Source organism: Kitasatospora sp. NBC_01250, assembly GCF_036226465.1.
Taxonomy (GTDB): Bacteria; Actinomycetota; Actinomycetes; order Streptomycetales; family Streptomycetaceae; genus Kitasatospora.
Window position 1 is genome coordinate 8398853 of the sequence record NZ_CP108476.1, and the last position, 19104, is coordinate 8417956.

Consider the following 19104-nt stretch of genomic DNA (forward strand, 5'->3'; position numbering starts at 1 on the left):
AAGATCCCCCAGTACGACACCGGGCAGTAGCAGGCCGCCCCTCGCACGTGCTCATCCGAAGTCCGAGCAGGGCGGCGGGGCCTACGGGCGACCGTAGTAGACGCCCGGAGCGACGTAACCGGGCTCACGTTCCGACGGCCCGCCGGCCGCGGATCGGAGCCTGGCCGACGAGGTGGCCGACGAGGTGGCCGACGAGATGGCCGCCGACCGGCGCGCAGCTTGCCCCAAGGGCCCTTGTCCGGAGTGCGTGACGTGCGAAAGCATGCCGTAATGCCGACACTTCTTCGTACCGAAGCCACCGCCCGCGCCCGCCTGCTCGATGTGCACTCCTACCGCGTCGACCTGGACCTCACCCGGGGCGATCGGACCTTCCGCAGCACCGCCGTGATCCGGTTCGGCTGCGCGGAGCCCGGCGCGCTGTCCTTCGTGGAGGTCGAGCCCGAGGCGCTGCTGCGCGCCGAGCTGAACGGCCGCCCGCTGGACCCGGCCACCCTCGTCGAGGGCGGCCGGCTGCCGCTGCCCGGGCTGGCGGCCGAGAACGAGCTGCTGGTGGAGGCCGACATGGCCTACTCGCGCACGGGCGAGGGCCTGCACCGCTTCACCGACCCGGCCGACGGGGCGGCCTATGTGTACGCCTCGTGCGGCCCCGACCTCGCCCCGAAGGTCTTCGCCTGCTTCGACCAGCCGGACCTGAAGGCGCCGTTCACCTTCACCGTCACCGCGCCCGAGGACTGGACGGTGATCGGCAACGGTGCGGCGGGCCGGCTCACCGACGGCCGCTGGGAGATCTCGCCGGTCGGTCCGATCTCCCCGTACCTGGTCACCGTCGTCGGCGGTCCGCTGCACGCGGTGCGCACCGAGCACGACGGCATCCCGCTGGGCCTGTACGCCCGCCGCTCGCTCGCCGCCGAGCTGGAGCGCGAGGCCGAGGAGCTGTTGGAGGTCACCCGGGCCTCGTTCGACCGGCTGCACGAACTCTTCACCGAGCGCTACCCGTTCGGCGGCTACGACCAGGTGTTCGTGCCCGAGTTCAACTGGGGCGCGATGGAGAACCCGGGCTGCGTGGTGCTGCGGGACGAGCTGCTGTTCCGCTCCGAGCCCACCGACGCCCAGCGCATGATGCGCGCCATGGTGGTCTGCCACGAGATGGCCCACATGTGGTTCGGCAACCTGGTCACCCTGGCCTGGTGGGACGACGTGTGGCTGAACGAGTCGTTCGCCGAGATGCTCGGCCACCGGGTCGCGGCCGAGGCCACCGAGTACACCGGCGCCTGGACGCTGTTCGCCAGCCGCCGCAAGGGCTGGGGATACGACGCCGACCAGCGCCCCAGCACCCACCCGATCGCCGCCGCCGGGGCCGACTCCGCCGCCGAGGCGCTGGCCAGCTTCGACGGCATCTCGTACGCCAAGGGCGCCGCGGCGCTGCGCCAGCTGGTGCACTGGCTGGGCGACGAGCGGTTCTTCGCCGGCATCAACGACTACTTCGCCGAGCACCGCTGGGGCAACGCGCGGCTCGACGACTTCCTCTCCGCGCTGACCAGCGCCGACGGGCCGGACGTGCCCGGCTGGGCCGACCAGTGGCTGCGCACCACCGGCGTGGACACGCTGCGGATCGACGTCGAGGCGCAGGACGGCGTGCTCGTCGGCGCCACCCTGGTCAACGAGGGCAGCCGACCGCACCGGGTGCGGATCGGCGTCTACGAGCGGCAGGGGGAGGCGCTCGTGGTGCGGCAGCAGCTGGACGCCGAGGTCGGCCCGGGTGCCCGCACCCCGCTGCCCGAGCTGGCGGGCACCGCCCGACCGGCCCTGCTGCTGCCCAACGACGGCGACCTCAGCTGGGCGCGGATCCGGCTGGACGAGCACTCGGCGGCCACTGTCGCGGTCTCGTTGTCGGCCGTGCCGGACGAGTTGGCGCGCGCGGTGCTCTGGGAGAACGCCCGCGACCGGGCCCGCAGCGCCGAGCTGCCGGCCGACGACTACCTGCGGCTGGTCGCCGCCCACCTGCCGGCCGAGAGCACCGACAGCATCGTGGAAGGGGTGCTGACCTTCGCCGTCGACCACGTCGTCGCCCGCTACCTCGCCCCGGCCGAGCGGCCCGCCGCGCTGGTCCTGATCGGCGACACGGCGCGGCTCCTGCTCGCCCGGCCCGACGCGAGCCGGGGCCTGCGGACCGCCTCGCTGCGCACGGTGATCGCCACCGCCACCGGGGACGAGCAGCTCGCCGAGCTGAACGGCTGGCTGGCCGGGCGCGACCTGCCGCCGGGCGTGGCGTTCGACGCCGACCAGCGGTGGACCGCACTCGCCCGGCTGGCCGCGGCCGGCCTGGCGGACGAGGAGCGGATCGCGGCCGAGCTGGCCGCCGACCCCACCAACACCGGCGAGCAGGGGGCGGCGCGGGCGCTGGCCGCGCTCCCGGACGACGCGGCCAAGGAGCGCGCCTGGGAGCGGCTGTTCACCCCCGGCCTGCTCTCCAACCGCCAACTGGTGGCCACCGCCGAGGGCTTCTGGCGCTCCGGTTCGCCGGCCACCCAGCAGGCCTACGTGCAGCGGTACTTCGAGCAGGTGCCGAGCGCGGGCGAGCGCGGCGGTGCGATCGCCAAGGGCATGGGGCTCGCGCTGTTCCCGGTGGGCGCGGCCGATGCCGCCACGATCCGCGCGGGCGAGGAGTGCCTGGCCCGCACCGACCTCGCCCATCACCTGCGCCGCTTCCTGGCGGACAGCCTCGACGACCTGCGCCGGGCGGCGGCGCACCGCTCCTGACGGGTCGGCCTGACGGGTCGACCTGACCGTCGGTGGGCGCGGGGAGCCGTCCCCGCGCCCACCGGAGCCCGACGGCCTCGCATCCGCCGTCGCCAGGTATGCCGATGACCTGACCAGTTCACTGGTCAGGTCATCGGCATACCTGGACGAGGACTGCGGGCCCGCCCGACGTGGTCTCAAGCCGTGGCCGGCTCCGTGGCCTTGGCGGTCGGCGCTCCGTCAGCCGTGGCCTCGTCGGCCGCGGTGCCGGCGTCGTCGGCCGCGGTCTCGTCGGCCAGCGCCTGCAGGCGGGGGTTGCGGGCGACCAGGGCGGGCATGGTCGCGCCGAGCAGGGCGAACCCGAGCGCGAGCACGATCCACCCGGGGCCGCCGTGGCCGATCACCAGCCAGGTGAAGAGCGCGGGCGCGAACATCCGCCCGAGGTCCTGGCCCATCGCGTGGGTGCCCTGGTACTGGCCCTGCGCGTGGTCCGGGGCCAGCGCGTAGGCGAGGCTCCAACTGCCCGCCGACTGCCGCACCTCGCCGAAGGCGTGGGTGAGCGCGCCGAGCACCAGCAGGGCGCAGGCGGGCAGCAGCGAGGTCGAACCGGTGACCGCGAACAGCAGGCACGCGGCCGACACCGCGCCGGCCCCCTGGAAGCTGGCCGCCGCCGCGCGGGTGGGCGTGTCGGTGCCCTTGGCCGCCTTGGTCTGCGCGACGACCACGAAGGCCGTGTTGACCACCAGGAGCGTCGCGCTCATCCACCGCGGCGCGCTGGTGTGCTGCACCACCCAGAGCGGGAGCACCACGTCCAGCAGGACGCCCTGCGCGCTCAACAGCCCGTCCAGCACGGTGAAGCTGAGGAACGACCAGTCGCGCAGCACCCCGAGGGCCGGCCCGGCCGTGGCCGGGACCGGCGGGACGGCGTGCTCCTTGAAGGTGAGCAGGGCGGTGGTCAGGAACGCGCACGCGGCGAGGGCCATCGCCGCCTGGTAGGCGGAGCGCGACCCGATGGCGAGCGTCAGACCGGCCAGGCAGGCACCGACCGAGACGCCGAGGTTGCTCGAGGAGCGCGCGTACGCGAGGACCTGGATCCGCTCCTTGGGCGGGATGAGCCCCGCGATCATGGCCTTGCGGGCGCTGCGCCCGGCGCGGTAGGCCAGGTTCTGGCCGGAGGCGACCACCAGGTACGGCCAGAAGCCGTGGACCAGCAGCATCCCCGCCGTCAGCAGCGTCATCGCCAGGAACGACCAGAACTGCACGGTCCGCGGGCCGACCCGGTCCGCGAGGTGGCCGAGCGGGGTGCTGCACAGCAGCACGATGACCGCGGACACGCTCAGGCACAGGCCGAACTGATCGGTCGACAGGTGCAGCACCGTGATGGCGTAGATCGCGTTGAGCGCCACCCAGATGCCCTGGCCCAGTGACATCACGCCCGTGATCAGCGCGATGAGCCGTCCGGGGCCCGGGGGGAGGAGGATGCGGTCCAGCGTGGTGAGGAAGCGGTTTCTTACGGCCATCAGACGGTCTCGCTCTTTCGTGCGTGGGACTGCAACAGGAACTCCAGCCGCCCGACGCCCTCCTGCGCGGCCGCCACGGCCGCGTCCGCGGTGGCCGCCGTGGCGCGCACCTGGGCGACCCGGGACTCCGAGGAGGCCAGGCCCGCGATCACGGCGCCCGGCCGGGCGAGCAACTGCACCTCGCTGACGCCGGCCACCGCCTCGGCCGCCTCGGACCCGGACACCTCGGCCAGGACACCGGCGCCGTCGAGCGCCGCGAACCAGATCGCGGAGGCGATCGGCTCGCGCGGCTCGGCCAGCGTGGCGCGGATGCCGGGCAGCACGGACTCGCCGAGCGTCTGGCGCACCACGCAGTCGGCCAGGTCGACCCCGGTGACGTCGAGGGTCAGCTCCGGGATCTCGTCGCCGCCGGCCCGCAGGTGCGTCTCGATCACCCGCGGGCCGTCCGGCCCGAGCACGACCTCGGTGTGGGTGGCGCCGAACTCGACGCCGAGCGCGTCGAGCACCCGGGTGACGTACCCCTCGACCTCCTTGGCCGCGACCTCGGTCAGCGGCGCCGGTGCGACGTGACCGAGCTCGACGAAGCTCACCGGGTCGGAGTACTTGCGGGTGATCGACACCACCAGGTGCTCGCCCGCCTCGGAGAACGCCTCGACGCTGTACTGCTCGCCGCTGAGGAACTCCTCGACGACGACGCCGCTCTCCGTGGAGCCGATCCAGGCGTCGTCGCCGGTGGCCCGTTGCCAGGCCGCGGCGACCTCCTCCTCGGAGTGCACCAGGGCGACGCCGGCACTGCCGGCACCCGCGACCGGCTTCACCACGACCGGCCCGCCGTGGGCGCGCAGGAAGGCCCGCACGTCCTGCTCACTGGTGGCCAGCGTGTGCGCCGTGGTGTCGACGCCGGCCTCGTCGAGCCGGTTGCGCATCAGGTTCTTGTCGTGGACCATCGCGACCGTCTCCGGCCGGTGCGTGGGCAGGCCCAGGGCCGCGCCGACCGCCGCGCAGCGGTCCTGGTCGCGCTCGCCGACCGTGGCGATCCGGGTGAACGGGTGGTACGCGTGGACCGCGGCGGCGAGCGCGATCCACTCCTCGTCCGGGGCCTGTTCGCGCACCGCGACGACCCGGGCGTTCTCGTGCGCCAGGCGCAGCTTGTGGACGTACTCGACACGGCACAGCACAGTGGTGTCGGCGCCGGGGCTGGCCGCGCGGACGAGGGCGGGGTACTCCCGCCCGGTACCCATGACCAGGACGTGCTCGGGCACAGTGGTTCTCCTCACGGTGTGGGGGGCGAGGGCCGGTTCCGGACCCCGGGGTGGGGGTTGGGACCGGCCCTAGCCCTGGAAGCCGTGCTCGGCCAGGCTCTTGTCGATCCGGGCGCGGTGGGCCGCCTCCCAGTCGTCCAGGGACTGCGCGTCCTCCTTCGCGCGCTTGGCGCGGGCGTCGCGCAGCACCTCCTCCTGGCGCGCGCCCGGGACCACCACGACGCCCTCCTCGTCGGCCACCACGAGGTCGCCGGCGTGCACCTGCACACCGCCGCAGCGCACCGCGCCGTTCAGCGGAGTGACGACCTTCTTGCCGCCGGGGATCGGGATGATCCCGCGGGCGAAGACCGGGAAGCCCATCTCGCGCACCTCGCCGAGGTCGCGGATCAGGCCGTCGAGGACGAAGGCGGCGATGCCGCGGCGCTGGGCGACGGCGCAGACGTTGCCGCCGGCGAGCGCGTAGTCGAGGTCGCCGGACTCCACGACGATGACGGAGCCGGGCTCGGCGCGGTGGATCGCCGCGTGCAGCATCAGGTTGTCGCCGGGCGGGCACTGCACGGTGAAGGCCGGTCCGGCCACTCGCGGGACGGGCGTCCACAGCGGACGGATGCCGATGTCCATGATCTGCTCGCGGCCGAGGAAGTCGGCGAGCGCGGTGGTGGGGACGGCGGGGTTCTCGGTCATGGTTCTGCTTTCCTTCGGTGGTGAGTTGATGCTCGGTCAGGTGGTCGTCAGGGGCGGGCAGTGGTCTTGCGCGGACTGTGGCGGTGCCACGGCCAGGCGGTGGAGCCCTCCGGGCGGGACAGCACGGCGCCCTCGTCGCCCACGATCCACACCTGCCGGGCGGAGAGCACGCGCACGTCCCACAGCGTCATGCCGGTCCCGGTGCTGCCGACCTGCCAGGTCCGGCCGCCGTCGGTGGTGGTCACGACGATGTCGCTGCGGCCCACGGCGCATCCCACCAGGGCGTCGGCGGAGAAGTGCACGGCGGCGAGGTTCAGCGTGCTGCCGGTGTCGTGGCGCTGCCAACTGCGGCCGCCGTCACGGGTGCTGAGCACGGTGCCGTTGTCGCCGGCCGCCCAGCAGGTCCGCGCGTCGACCACGTGCAGGCCGAGCAGGTCGTCGTCGGTGCCGGAGTGCTGCGGCAGCCAGGTCAGGCCGCCGTCCACGGTGGCCAGGACGGTGCCGCCGGCGCCGACCGCCCAGCCGGTCTGCGCATCCGCGAAGCGCACCGCCCACAGCGGCGGGCCGGCGGCCGGCATCTGCTGCGCCAGCCAGTGGGCGCCGCCGTCGCGGGTGGCCAGGATGGTGGCCTGGTCGCCGACGGCCCAGCCGTTGCGCCCGTCCGGGAGGACGTCGACCGACATGAGGTCGCGCTCCGTGCCGCTGGGCTGCACGGACCAGGAGGCGCCCGCGTCGGCGGTGGCGACGATGGTGCCGCCGCGGCCGACCGCCCAGGCCCGGTCGGCGTCCGGCGCGGCGATCGTGTAGAGGTTCGCCGTGCTCTCGCCGGAGCGCCGGTGCCAGGGGCCGCCGTCCCGGGTGACCAGGACGGTGCCGCCGTCGCCGACGGCCCAGCCCTCGGAGCCGTCCTCGGACATCAGGAGCCCGTAGAGGTTCTTGCCGGTGGGAGCCACCCGCACGGTCCAGGACTTCCCGTCCTGCTCGGTGGTGAGGATGAGGCCGCCGTCGCCGACGGCGCACGCCTCGCCGCCGGCCGGGTCGGCCCACAGCTGCTTGAGGTCCACCCCGACCGGGCTCTCCTGGGCGGACCAGTGCAGACCGCCGTCCTCGGTGGCCACGATGGTGCCGCTGTCGCCGACCGCCCAGCCGCGTTCGCCGGTCCCGGTGAAGGCGACCGCCCACAGCGCGGCCTCGGTGCCGCTCGCGCAGCGGGACCAGCCGGCGCCGCCGTCCCGGGTCGCCAGCAGCGTACCGCCGTGCCCGACGGCGAAGGCCCGGGTGCCGTCGATGGGGTGAATGTCCGTCAGGTCGTCCTGGGTGGGGGCTGGTTGAGAAGTCCAGGTGGTGCCGTCGTCCTCGGTGGTGAGGATGGTGCCGCGGGCGCCGACGGCCCAGCCGCGCCGGCCGCTGCCGGTGGCGGTGTCGGCTCCGGTGAAGTGTACGGCGAACAGGTCGTGTTGGGTGGGGGCCTGCTGCGGGGTCCAGGTGGTGCCGTCGTCCTCGGTGGTGAGGACGGTGCCGCGGGCGCCGACGGCCCAGGCGCGGCGGCCGGCTTCCGTGGTGCTGAAGTGTACGGCGAACAGGTCGTGTTGGGTGGGGGCCTGCTGCGGGGTCCAGGTGGTGCCGCCGTCCTCGGTGCTGAGGACGGTGCCGCGGGCGCCGACGGCCCAGCCGTGCCGCTCGTCGTCGAGCAGGCGGACGTCCCAGAGGATCTCGCGCACGCCCGTCTCCCGGGCCTGCCAGCCGGCGCCCGCGTCGCGGCTGACCGCGAGGGTGCCGCGGGCCCCGACGGCCCACCGGGAGCTGCCGGCGCCGTGGATCCCCAGCAGGTCCTGGAACATGCCGTCGAGCTGCGGCTGCCAGCTGCGGCCGCCGTCCAGCGAGTTCAGGATCAGGCCGTCGTCGCCGACCGCCCAGCCGCTGCGCAGGTCGGGCGTGAAGACCAGCGAGACGACGTCCTTTCCGGTGCCGCTCGACAGCGCCGCCCAGCCGGCCCCGCCGTCCTCGGAGCCGATGAGCAGCCCGTTGTCGCCGGAGGCCCGCAGGACGGTGCCGTCCGGCGAGGCCCAGAGCCCGTAGATGTCGAGCTCGGTCCCGCTGGGCCGGGCGCTCCAGCTGCGGCCGCCGTCCCGGGTGGCGAGGATGGTGCCGGTCCGGCCGACCGCCCAGCCGACCTCGGCGGAGACGGCGAAGACCCCCCGCAGGTCCACCGTGCTGTCGCCGTCCCGGACGGACCAGGTGGCCCCGCCGTCGGTGGTCACCAGGATCCGCCCGTGCTTGCCGACGGCCCAGGCCACCTGCTCGTCGACCGCGTGACAGCGCGTCAGATGGACGCGGTCCGGCGCGGTCTGCGGCTGCCAGCTGCGGCCGCCGTCGACGGAGCCGATGATCGTGCCGTTGTCGCCGACCGCCCAGCCGACCAGGCCGGACGGGGCGAAGGAGACGCCGTAGAGGTTGTGGGAGGTCCCCGAGTCGGCGGTGAGCCAGCTGCGGCCGCCGTCGACGGTGCGCAGCACCGTGCCGTCCCGGCCGGCGATCCAGCCGCGCTCCGGGTCCGCGAAGCAGACCGCCCGCAGGTCCTTCTCGGTGTGCCCCTGGGCGACCCAGTGCGCGCCGCCGTCCGCGGTGGCGAGGATCATTCCGCCGTCCCCGACGGCCCAGGCCGTGAGCGTGTCCAGCAGGTGGACGCCCTGCATGTTGACGCTGCGCGGGGTGATGCCGCAACTCGTCATCTCGAAGCCTCTCCGTAACGCCTGACAAACGGCTGACCGGTGTGCACCCGTAAGCCTCGCGAGGGATCCTTCTCGACTTCTTCTGAACGGCTTCTCGAAGAAGCCGGTGCACGAAGGGCTGGCGAAAGGAGGTTCGAAAGGGGCGGGCGTTGAACTGTTCTCAGCTCGGGGAAGCCCGGCGGACGACCGAAGACCTGCCCATGGGGAGAACGTGATGACGAAGAACCGGATCCTGACCCGCTCGGTGCTCGGCCTGGCCGCGGGGGCGGCGGCGGTGCTGGCGGCGGTCCTGCCGGCCGCGCAGCTGGGCGCCGACGGGACTCCGGGCAACGCCCACCCGGCCGGCCCGAGCGTGGTGGCCGCAGCCGACCCGGCTCCCGGGGACACCCACTGGGGCAGCACGCAGCCGAGCGTCGTCCAGGCGGACACCCACTGGGGCCGCACGGCGCCGGTCATGGTCCCGGCCGACACCCACTGGGGCGGTACGCAGCCGGTCGTGGTCCCGGCGGACACCCACTGGGGCAGCACGCCGCCGGTGGTGGTCCCGGCGGACACCCACTGGGGCAGCACGGCGCCGGTCGTGGTGCAGCCCGTGGACGACACGCACTGGGGCGCGGTCACGCCGGCCGCCGACCCGGGCCCCGGCGACACCCACTGGGGCGCGATCCAGGCCGACGCACTGAGCGTCTGACAGCCACACCGGTCACACCGGCCATACCGGCCATACCGGCCACGCCAGAAACACCGGCCACGCCAGAAACGCCGGAAACACCGGCCACGCCGGACAGGTCGCCGACACGGCACCAGGCGGCTCGTCAACAGCCAGCTCGTCAACGGACATGGGAGCGAACGGTCATGGGTGGGAATCGTCGGATGATGAAGCTGGGGGCCTTCCTGCTGGTCCCGGGCTACCACGTCGCCTCCTGGCGGCACCCGGGAGCGCGGGCGGACGGCGGCCTGGACTTCGGCCACTACCGCGACCTGGTCCGCACGGCCGAGCGCGCCAAGTTCGACATGTTCTTCGTGGCCGACGGCGTCGGCATCCGCACGCCGTACAACGACGCCGAGGAGCTGAGCCGTTGGGGCCGGTTCCTGCAGTTCGACCCGGTCGCCCTGCTCTCCGCCCTCGCCGTGTCGACCGAGCGGATCGGCCTGGCCGCCACCGCCTCGACGACCTACAACGAACCCTTCCACCTGGCCCGCAAGTTCGCCTCGATCGACCACCTGAGCGCGGGCCGGGCCGCCTGGAACGTCGTCACCTCGGTGACCGACGCCGAGGCCCGCAACTTCAACCGCGACGCCCAGCCCGACCACGGCGACCGCTACCACCGGGCCCGGGAGTTCATGGAGGTGGTCACCGGGCTGTGGGACAGCTGGGAGGACGACGCCTTCGTCTACGACAAGGACGGCGGGCGCTTCTTCCACCCGGAGAAGCTCCACGTGCTGGGCCACCGCGGCGAGCACTTCGCGGTGCGTGGCCCGCTCAACGTGGCCCGCCCGCCCCAGGGTTACCCGGTGCTCATCCAGGCCGGCGCCTCGGTGGACGGCCAGGACTTCGCCGCCCGCTGGGCCGAGGTGGTCTTCACCGCCAGCCAGACGCTGGACGAGGGCCGCGCCTTCTACCGGGCCATCCGCGAGCAGGTCGCCGACCACGGCCGCGACCCCGACCAGGTGAAGGTCATGCCCGGGGTGCTCCCGGTGGTCGGCCGCACCAGGGCGGAGGCGGAGGACAAGTACGCCGCCCTGCAGGAGCTGGTGGACCCGGTCGTCGGGTACGGCCTGCTGACCCAGCTGCTGGGCGACGTGGACATCTCCGGCAGCGACGTGGACGGCCCGCTGCCCGAACTGCCGCCGACCCAGGGCAGCACCAGCCGCCAGCAGCTCGTCTACGACAAGGCGCGCCGCGAGGGGCTGAGCATCAAGCAGCTCTACCAGTCGGTCTCCGGAGGCCGCGGCCACCGGGTGGTGATCGGCACCCCGCAGGAGATCGCGGACGCCCTGGAGGAGTGGTTCACCGGTGGCGCGGCCGACGGCTTCAACGTGATGCCGCCCGTGCTGCCCGACGGCCTGACGGACTTCGCCGAGCTCGTGGTGCCCGAGCTCCAGCGCCGCGGCCTGTTCCGCACCGAGTACGAGGGGCCGACCCTGCGCGACAACCTCGGGCTGGACCGGCCGGCCCACGGTGCCGCCGCCCGGCTGAGCGCCGCCGCCCGGCTCAGCCCCAGGTGACCCGGGCGGCCCGCCCGTCCGTCCCTGCCACGACAGTCCCCGCCACGGCCATCCGAGGAATCGAGGAGCACTCCACCATGCCGTCACTCGCCAACGACCTCAGCGAGATCCCGCCCTCACCGCTGGTCCAGGTGGAGGAACTGCTGCGCCGCAGCGGGGACGCGGCTCCGATCGGCCTGCACCAGGGCAAGACGGTCTTCGACCCGTGTGCCCGCCCCCGGGTCTGGAGCAGCGAGGAGTTCGCGATCGCGCCGCACCAGCACGCGCCGCCCGCCGGCGTTCCGGAGCTGCGCACGGCCTTCGCCGAGGCGCTGACCGCCCGGCGCGGCGCCCCGGTGCAGCCGGAACAGGTGCTGGTGACCAACGGCGCCACGCACGCCATCGCCGTGGTGCTGCACGCGATCCTGCGCCCGGGTGACGAGGTGCTGGTGCTGTCGCCGCAGTGGCTGTTCGCCACCGGGCTGGTGTGGGCGGCCGGCGGCGTGCCGCGCGAGGTGCCGGTCTTCCTGGAGCTCGGCGCCGACCCCGACTTCGACTTCGTCGCGGCGATCGAGCGGGCGGTGACCCCGCGGACCCGCGCGATCTACTTCAACAACCCCAACAACCCGACCGGTTACCGGCTGGACGAGCGCCAGCTCGGCGCCCTCGCGGCGCTGGCCGAGCGGCACGACCTGTGGCTGATCGCCGACAACGCCTACGAGAACTACGACTTCACCCGGGTCGGGTTCACCGACTTCGCCACCGTCGGCGCGGCGGGCGAGCGCACCTTCTCGGTGTACAGCTGCAGCAAGACCTACGCGATGCCGGGGGCCCGGGTGGGCTGTCTGGTCTCGCCGTCCGGCCTGACCGGGCAGTTGACCAAGTGGTCGCTGCACACGCTCTACTCCGTCTCCACCGCGGCGCAGTTCGCCGCCCGCGAGGCGCTGCGCACGCCGCGCGAGGAACTGGCCCGGCGTCGCGACCGCGCCGCCGCGGCCTGGTGGCTGGCCGACTCGGCGCTGAAGGTGCCGCACACCGCGGTGACCGGCGGCCTGTACACGTTCCTCGACCTGTCCGCCTACGGCGACGGCGAGGCTTTCGTCCGCGCCTGCGCCGACCACGGGGTCGGTCTCGCCCCCGGCCGGGTGTTCGGGGCCCACTGCGGCAACTGGGCCCGCCTGTGCTTCACCGCCGCGCCGCCGCCGCAGGTGTCCGAGGCGATCGACCGCATCAACAAGATCTACGAGGAGGGCCTCGATGAGCACTGACACGATCGTCCTTGAGCGCTCCGGCATCACTCCGTTCCTGCACCGGTACGAGGCACCCGCCCGGGTCGGCCTCAAGGTCAACGCCTACCGGGGCTACGAGGTGGAGGGGCTGGCACGGGCCCTGGCGGCGCCGGACCTGGCCGACTGCCCACTGGAGTGCGTGATGGTCGGCGACTCCTACTTCATGACCCACCTCGGGCGCAGCAGCACCGTGCTGTCCGGCCCCGAGGAGCGGGAGTGGGCGATGAGCACGCTGGTCGCCCTGGTGGCGGAGGTGCGGGAGGCGCTCGACGCGTTCTTCCCCGCGCACCGCAGGCCGTTCCTGCTGGCCGACCTGCCGGACGGCGCCACCGGCGAGGTCCCCCTCGCGCTGGCCGCCGGCGAGCGCTTCCGTGCGGCGGGCGCCGACGCGGTGAAGCTGGAGCTCGCCGGCGACCGCGACCTGGACTGCCTGCAGGCGCTCGCGGTGAGCGGGTGCACCGCACTCGGACACCTCGGCTACACGCCGCAGAGCGGTGCGCTGAGCCGGCACGGCGACACCCTCGACGGCGCCCGGCAGATGTTCGCCCAGGCCCGCCGGGTGCGGGACGCGGGCGCGGCCGGCCTGATCGTCGAGATGGTCAGCGAGCCGGTCAACCAGGCGCTCAGCCTTCCCACCGCCGACGGCATCCCGCTGTACTCGGTGTTCAGCGGCCGGGCCGAGTTCGGTGGCCAGAGCCTCAACATCTGGGACGCGGTGGTCCGCCCGGCGCGCGGCAGCCGGTTCTTCCCCCCCACCGCGGTGATCGACGCCGCCGAGGTCCCGGTGGCCTACACCCCCGACCTGATCGCGGACCGGATGGGCGAGCTGATCAGGCTCACCCTCGACGGACGCTTCCCGCTCTCGCCGCGCACCGCCCTGACCCCCGAGGAGATCGAGCAGATCTCCACCATGAGCCCCTGGAGTGCCCGATGACGACGACCCTGCCCGGTACGGCGGTCTTCGACGAGCTCGAGTCCGAGATCCGTACCTACTGCCGGCGCTTCCCCGCGGTCTTCACCCGCGCCGTCGGGCACCGGATGTGGGACGAGGAAGGCCGCGAGTTCCTGGACTTCCTCTCCGGCGCGGGCGCGCTGAACTACGGTCACAACCCGTCCGCGGTACGCCAGGCGCTGGTGGACTACCTGCTCGCCGACGGGCCGGTGCACGGGCTCGACCTGCACACCGGTGCCAAGCGCCGGTTCCTGGAGCGCTTCCAGGAGGTCGTGCTCGGCCCGCGCGGCCTCGACTACCGGGTGCAGTTCACCGGTCCGACCGGCACCAACGCGATCGAGTCCGCGTTCAAGGTGGCCCGCCGCGTCACCGGACGCACCGACATCGTCGCCTTCACCGGCGGCTTCCACGGGCTCTCGCTCGGCGCGCTGGCCGCCTCGGCCACCGCGTTCAAGCGCGACGCCGCCGGGGTGCCGCTGGGCAACGTGCTGCGGATGCCCTACGAGGGCTTCGCCGGCGAGAACGTGGACACGATCGACTACCTGACCCGGCTGCTGGACGACCCGGGCAGCGGCATCGGCAAGCCGGCCGCGTTCGTGGTGGAGACGGTGCAGGGCGAGGGCGGGCTGGCCGCGGCGAGCCCGGCGTGGCTGCGCCGGCTGGCCGAGGTGGCGCGCGAGCGCGGCATCCTGCTGATCGTCGACGACATCCAGGCCGGCTGCGGCCGGACCGGCGCCTTCTTCAGCTTCGAGGAGGCCGGGATCACCCCCGACCTGGTGTGCCTGTCCAAGTCGATCAGCGGCTACGGGCTGCCGATGGCGCTGGTGCTGGTCAAGCCGGAGCTCGACCAGCTCGGCCCCGGCGAGCACAGCGGCACGTTCCGCGGCAACAACCTGGCCTTCGTCTCCGCGACCGCCGTCCTGGACCACTGGGCCGACCCGGCCTTCGTCCAGCGCCTCGCCGAGCGGGTCCGCGCGCTGGACGGCCTGCTGGACGGCCTGGCGCTGCGCTTCGCCGAGCTCGGCTGCACGCCCAGGGGCCGTGGCCTGATCCGCGGTCTCGCCTTCACCGACCCGCAGCTGGCGGACCGCGTCTCGCGGGCCGCGTTCGAGGCGGGCCTGCTGGTGGAGACCTCGGGCGCCCGCGGCCAGGTACTCAAGATCATGCCGCCGATCGTGCTGGACGAGGACGAGCTGGCGCGCGGCGTCGCCCTCCTCGCCGACGTCATCGACGCGGTGGCCCGCAAGGAGGAGAACCGTTGAGCACCCTGCTGACCGACATCGACGCCTTCGACACCGTCGACGACACCACCACCGAGGACGGGCACGAGCACGCGCACGGCATCGACGAGTCGGTGCTGCGCCGGATCGCGGACTCCTGGCCGCGGCGCGCCACCATCCGCACCGACCTCGACAAGGTCACCGACCCGGGCGAGTACGACGCCGCGCTGCCCGACTACCCCGAGCGGCTGCTGCCGTTCGCCGAGCACCCGAAGTACCTGGCCGCCAGCCCGCAGGCCCGCCAAGGGGTGCAGACGCTGGCCTGGCTGGTCTACAACGAGCGGGTCATCGCCGCCGAGGAGTACGTCGCGAACCCCACCTTCGCGATGATCATGCACGGCGTGTTCCCCGGCGCCGACGGCGTGCACACCAAGCGCGCGGTCCAGCAGACCCACGTCGACGAGGTGTGGCACACCTACATGCACATGGTCGCCATGCAGCGCACCCGCGAACTGCGCCAGGTGACCGACGAGCCCGTCTACCCGCACACGGTGACGTACCGCCGGCTGCTGGAGGCGGAGGCGAACGTCTCCGAGCGGTGGGAGCGGGACCTGCTCAAGCTGGTCTGGACGACCGTCTCGGAGATCAGCGTCAACGCCTACCTGGAGCTGCTCTCGCGCGACGAGACGGTCCAGCCGCTGCACGCGCTCGTCCCGCGGCTGCACGCCCGCGACGAGTCGGCCCACTCCTCCGTCATGGTCGAGGTGGCCAAGGGCCTGTACACGCACCTGAACGCCGAGCAGCGCCGGACCTTCGTGGCGGCCCTGCCCAAGGCCCTGCACGCCTTCGTCGCCCAGGACTTCGCGGTCTGGCCCGGCATCCTGCGGCACGCCGGGATCGCGGACGCGGAGGAGATCGTCGCGGACTGCCGCAACGCGGCGGGCGGCGGCCTGCTGGTGCGCGACTTCTCCGGGATCCGGCGGATCGTGCGGGAGATGGAGCTGGAAGACCTCGTCGACTTCGACCTCGGGGCCGAGTGATGAGGCTGCCGGGCGGCGTGCACGAGCTGACCGCCGACGGACGCCGGCTGGCCCTGGCCGCCCTGGTGCAGTCGCTGGGCATCGGCCTCTTCACGGCCAGCTCGATCGCCTGGTTCACCCGCCACGTCGGTCTGACCGCCAACCAGGTGGCGACCGGTCTGGCGGTGGCCGGCGCCGCCGCCCTGGCGGCCTCGCTGCTCGCCGGAGTGCTGGCCGACCGGCACGGTGCCCGCCGGATCCTCGCGGTGGTCTACGCCGGGCGCGGCCTGTGCTTCCTCGCCTTCGCCTTCGTGACCAACCTCTGGGAGTACCTGGTGGTCACGCTCCTGTCGGTGGCCTTCGACCGGGCGGGCCCGCCGGTGCTCCAGGCGCTGGTCGCCGCGGCCCTGCCCGAACAGCGCGACCGGGGCCGGCTGCTCGCGGTGGTCAACGTGGTGCGCAACATCGGCCTGGGGCTCGGCGCGATGGCCGGGGGCGTGACGCTGACCCTGGACACGACGCGGGCCTACCGGATCACCATGCTGCTGATCACCGCGGCCTTCCTGGGCGGTGCGCTGCTGGTGCGGCGGCTGCCCGCGACGCCGCGCCCCACCGCCGCGCCGGCCGGCGAGGGCGGGCGCGCCCGGGCCCTGCCGGGCCGCCACTACCTGACCCTGACCGGTCTGAACTTCCTGCTCTCCTTCTTCGACGTGCTGCTGCTGGTCGCGATGCCGGTCTGGGTGCTGCAGCACACCTCCGCGCCCCGGGCGACGGTCTCGGTGCTGTACGCGCTCAACACCGTCCTCGTGGTGGTCGCCCAGCTCCCGGTGAGCCGGCTGGCCGACGGGCTGCGGCGCAGCAGCCGGATGCTGCTGTGGGGCGGGGCTGCGCTGGCCGCCAGCAGCCTGTGCTTCGCGGCCGCGGGGGCGGCCCACGGCCGGTCGGCCGTGCTGCTGCTGGTCGCGGCGATCCTCGCGCTGTCGCTCGGCGAGGTGGTCACCACCTCGGCGACCTGGAACCTGTCGATCGCGCTCGCCCCGGCCGAGGCGCGCGGTCGCTACCTCTCGATCTTCGGCCTGGGCCTGGCCACCGAGCGGGTCTTCGGCCCGGTGGTGGTCACCGGGCTGCTGCTCGGCTCGGGGGCCGTCGGCTGGGCCGGTGCGGCCGTGGTCTTCGCGCTGACCGGCGCGGTGGCCGAGCGGGTCGCGCTGGCCGGTGGAGCCCAGATCCCCGCCCTGGTGGGCGAGGGGACGCCCTGATGCACGTGAACGGAGTGAACTCAACCATGCGAATCGGATTCGCCGGACTCGGGACCATGGGCGGCGGCATGAGCCGGCGCCTGGCCGAGGCGGGCTTCGCGGTGACGGTCTTCGACCTGGACACCGCGGCCGCCGAGCGGCTGGCCGGACAGAGCGGCATCACCGCCGCCGCGCGGGCCGCCGACCTGGCCGCGCCCGTCGTGATCACCATGCTGCCGGACGGGGCCGCCGTGCGGGCGGTCGCCGAGCAACTGCTGGAGGCGATGACGCCGGGCTCGCTGCTCGTCGACACCGGCTCCAGCGACCCCCGCGACACCCGCGAACTGCGCGAACTGGCCGCGCGGCACGGCGTGCACGTGGTGGACGCCCCCGTCTCGGGCAGCCCTGCGGCGGCCCGCTCCGGCGAGCTGACCCTGATGGCGGCCGGCGACACCGAGGCCCTCGACCTGGCCGAGCCGGTGCTCGCCGCGCTGGGCCGGGTGTACCGGGTCGGCCCGTCCGGCGCCGGGCACGCGCTGAAGGCGCTGAACAACCTGCTCTCCTCGGTCAGCCTGGCGGCGACCGCCGAAGTCCTCCTGGCCGGAAAGGCGTTCGGCCTGGCACCGGACGTGATGCTGGAGGTGGTCAACGCCTCCACCGGCCGCAACCACGCCTCCGAGACCAAGCTGCCCGCCCACGTGCTGACCGGCACCTTCGACTCGGGCTTCGCCCAGCGCCTGATGCTCAAGGACATCCGGATCGCCGACCGGCTGATGGCCGAGGTCGGCGGCCCGGCGGAGCTGAGCCGCGCCTGCCGCGGGATCTGGGAGCAGGCCCACGCGCAGCTGCCGGACGGCGCCGACAACGTCGAGGTGGTCCGCTGGCTGGAGTCCGAGGCCGGACGGGAGCTGCGGGCATGACCGAGCAGAACCTGACCGCCCCGGACGGGGACCCGGCGGCCGCCCCGCGGATCGCGGTCATCGGCGGCACCCCCGCCACGCTGCGCAAGGTGCGCGCGGCCGGCTTCGAGGTGGTCTGGATCCACGGGCCGCAGGAGCTGGACACCGCCGGCCTCGCACACGTCGCCGAGGCCCACCTGACGGACTACCGCACCCCTGACGCCGTCACCGGGCTGCTCACCGCGGTGCACCGGCTGCGTCCGCTGGTGCGGGTGGTCTCGATGATCGAGGACGGCCTGGAGTCGGCCGCCGCCGCGACCACCGCGCTCGGCCTGCCGGGCAACGGCCTGGAGACCGTGCGCGTGCTCCAGGACAAGCTGGCCTTCCGGACGCTGCTCGCCGAGCGCGGCATCGAGTCCGTGGCGGCACGGATCGGGCACACCGCCGAGGACATCCGCTCCTTCGTCGACGAGCACGGCCCGGCCGTGATCAAGCCGCGGTTCGGCTCCGGGAGCCTGGGCGTGCGCCTGGTCGAGGACGCCGGGTCCGCCGACGAGACGGGGGAGTGGGCGGCCGGGTTCGGACTCCACTCGTTCCTGATGGAGCAGTACCTGTCCGGCACCGAGCTCAGCGTGGAGACCTTCAGCTACGCCGGCCGGCACGTCGTGCTCGCCTTCACGGCCAAGGAGAAGCTCGCCTCGTTCGTCGAGATCGGCCACACCCAGCCGGCCGGGCTGGACCCCAGGACGGCCCGTCAGGTCGAGGACCTGGTCTCCCGCACGCTCGACGCGGTCGGCCTGGCCGACGGCCCCGCCCACACCGAGGTGATCCTCACCGACGACGGGCCGCGGCTGGTCGAGTCGCACAGCCGGCGCGGCGGCGACCGGATCGCCGACCTGGTCCAGGAGGTCTACGGCATCGACACCGACGCGCTGGCCTTCCTCTGGTACGCCGGGCGCACCGCCCCGGTCGAACCGGGCGAGCCGAGGTGCGGCGCCGCGATCCGCTTCCTGACCGCCGAACCCGGCGTCGTCGAGAGCGTCGAGGGGCTGGCCGAGGTGCTCGCCCACCCCGACGTGGTCGACGCCCAGATCACCGTTGCCCCGGGCGACACCGTCGTCCCCGTCGCCTGGTCCTACGACCGCTGCGGCCTGGTCCTCAGCCGCGGTGCGGACGGACCGGACGCGGCGATCCGGGCGAGCGCGCTCGCCGCCCGGATCTCCATCCGCACCCGGCCGGCCGAACACCGGCCGCCCGAGCGGACCCTAGCCACCATCGCCCCGCGTCCCGACCGGCTCGTCGGGACGGCACCGATACCCAGCCACGACAGGTGATCCCCACC

The 19104-nt window shown here is 73.9% G+C and carries 14 protein-coding genes; 10 read left to right on the plus strand and 4 right to left on the minus strand.

Annotated elements, in window-relative coordinates; all coding sequences use genetic code 11:
- The first annotated feature begins 270 nt into the window (after nt 1-270).
- Complete coding sequence (pepN, locus tag OG500_RS35355) at nt 271-2760, plus strand: aminopeptidase N (RefSeq protein ID WP_327070934.1); 2490 nt, start codon at nt 271-273, stop codon at nt 2758-2760.
- A gap of 176 nt (nt 2761-2936) precedes the next feature.
- Here pepN and OG500_RS35360 read toward each other — a convergent pair whose 3' ends face one another.
- From OG500_RS35360 to OG500_RS35375, 4 genes are all read right to left on the minus strand, one after another.
- Nucleotides 2937-4259 (minus strand): MFS transporter, encoded by a 1323-nt coding sequence (locus OG500_RS35360; RefSeq protein ID WP_327070935.1) that lies wholly within the window; start codon nt 4257-4259, stop codon nt 2937-2939.
- Nucleotides 4259-5521 (minus strand): ATP-grasp domain-containing protein, encoded by a 1263-nt coding sequence (locus OG500_RS35365; RefSeq protein ID WP_327070936.1) that lies wholly within the window; start codon nt 5519-5521, stop codon nt 4259-4261. The genes OG500_RS35360 and OG500_RS35365 overlap by 1 nt, the downstream gene beginning before the upstream one ends.
- Nucleotides 5522-5590: 69 nt before the next feature.
- Nucleotides 5591-6205, minus strand: a complete 615-nt coding sequence (locus OG500_RS35370; protein ID WP_327070937.1) for an RraA family protein — start codon at nt 6203-6205, stop codon at nt 5591-5593.
- 47 nt (nt 6206-6252) lie between these two features.
- Nucleotides 6253-8937: a WD40/YVTN/BNR-like repeat-containing protein gene (locus OG500_RS35375; protein ID WP_327070938.1), complete on the minus strand. Its 2685-nt coding sequence runs from the start codon at nt 8935-8937 to the stop codon at nt 6253-6255.
- 214 nt (nt 8938-9151) lie between these two features.
- On the opposite strand from OG500_RS35375, the gene OG500_RS35380 reads away from it, so the two are divergent.
- The 9 genes from OG500_RS35380 (at nt 9152) to OG500_RS35420 (ending at nt 19096) form a co-directional block, all read left to right on the plus strand.
- A complete protein-coding gene (locus tag OG500_RS35380) occupies nt 9152-9628 on the plus strand; it encodes a hypothetical protein (RefSeq protein WP_327070939.1) in 477 nt (158 codons plus the stop codon).
- A 164-nt stretch (nt 9629-9792) separates the two neighbouring features.
- A complete protein-coding gene (locus OG500_RS35385; protein ID WP_329586392.1) occupies nt 9793-11166 on the plus strand; it encodes an LLM class flavin-dependent oxidoreductase in 1374 nt (457 codons plus the stop codon).
- A gap of 77 nt (nt 11167-11243) precedes the next feature.
- Nucleotides 11244-12413, plus strand: a complete 1170-nt coding sequence (locus tag OG500_RS35390; protein ID WP_327070941.1) for a pyridoxal phosphate-dependent aminotransferase — start codon at nt 11244-11246, stop codon at nt 12411-12413.
- The gene (locus OG500_RS35395) at nt 12403-13368 is read left to right on the plus strand and encodes a 3-methyl-2-oxobutanoate hydroxymethyltransferase (RefSeq protein WP_327070942.1); all 966 of its coding nucleotides are present in this window, start codon (nt 12403-12405) and stop codon (nt 13366-13368) included. The genes OG500_RS35390 and OG500_RS35395 overlap by 11 nt, the downstream gene beginning before the upstream one ends.
- Nucleotides 13365-14648 carry a diaminobutyrate--2-oxoglutarate transaminase gene (gene ectB, locus OG500_RS35400; RefSeq protein ID WP_327070943.1) on the plus strand — a complete coding sequence of 428 codons (1284 nt, stop codon included), beginning with the start codon at nt 13365-13367 and terminating at the stop codon, nt 14646-14648. Before OG500_RS35395 ends, ectB begins: the two co-directional genes overlap by 4 nt.
- Entirely contained in the window at nt 14645-15646 is a 1002-nt protein-coding gene (locus tag OG500_RS35405) for a diiron oxygenase (RefSeq protein ID WP_327070944.1), read from the plus strand. Before ectB ends, OG500_RS35405 begins: the two co-directional genes overlap by 4 nt.
- A 17-nt stretch (nt 15647-15663) precedes the next feature.
- Nucleotides 15664-16884 (plus strand): MFS transporter, encoded by a 1221-nt coding sequence (locus OG500_RS35410; protein WP_329586397.1) that lies wholly within the window; start codon nt 15664-15666, stop codon nt 16882-16884.
- 26 nt (nt 16885-16910) lie between these two features.
- The gene (locus tag OG500_RS35415; protein ID WP_327070946.1) at nt 16911-17783 is read left to right on the plus strand and encodes an NAD(P)-dependent oxidoreductase; all 873 of its coding nucleotides are present in this window, start codon (nt 16911-16913) and stop codon (nt 17781-17783) included.
- Nucleotides 17780-19096, plus strand: coding sequence for an ATP-grasp domain-containing protein (locus OG500_RS35420; protein WP_329586401.1), 1317 nt, complete (start codon nt 17780-17782; stop codon nt 19094-19096). The genes OG500_RS35415 and OG500_RS35420 overlap by 4 nt, the downstream gene beginning before the upstream one ends.
- Nucleotides 19097-19104: the final 8 nt, after the last annotated feature.

Coding starts and splice junctions, on each gene's coding strand:
- pepN (WP_327070934.1), top strand. CDS start 271: ATGCCGACACTTCTTCGTACCGAAGCCACCGCCCGCGCCCGCCTGCTC.
- OG500_RS35360 (WP_327070935.1), bottom strand. CDS start 4,259: ATGGCCGTAAGAAACCGCTTCCTCACCACGCTGGACCGCATCCTCCTC.
- OG500_RS35370 (WP_327070937.1), bottom strand. CDS start 6,205: ATGACCGAGAACCCCGCCGTCCCCACCACCGCGCTCGCCGACTTCCTC.
- OG500_RS35375 (WP_327070938.1), bottom strand. CDS start 8,937: ATGACGAGTTGCGGCATCACCCCGCGCAGCGTCAACATGCAGGGCGTC.
- OG500_RS35380 (WP_327070939.1), top strand. CDS start 9,152: ATGACGAAGAACCGGATCCTGACCCGCTCGGTGCTCGGCCTGGCCGCG.
- OG500_RS35385 (WP_329586392.1), top strand. CDS start 9,793: ATGGGTGGGAATCGTCGGATGATGAAGCTGGGGGCCTTCCTGCTGGTC.
- OG500_RS35390 (WP_327070941.1), top strand. CDS start 11,244: ATGCCGTCACTCGCCAACGACCTCAGCGAGATCCCGCCCTCACCGCTG.
- OG500_RS35395 (WP_327070942.1), top strand. CDS start 12,403: ATGAGCACTGACACGATCGTCCTTGAGCGCTCCGGCATCACTCCGTTC.
- ectB (WP_327070943.1), top strand. CDS start 13,365: ATGACGACGACCCTGCCCGGTACGGCGGTCTTCGACGAGCTCGAGTCC.
- OG500_RS35415 (WP_327070946.1), top strand. CDS start 16,911: ATGCGAATCGGATTCGCCGGACTCGGGACCATGGGCGGCGGCATGAGC.
- OG500_RS35420 (WP_329586401.1), top strand. CDS start 17,780: ATGACCGAGCAGAACCTGACCGCCCCGGACGGGGACCCGGCGGCCGCC.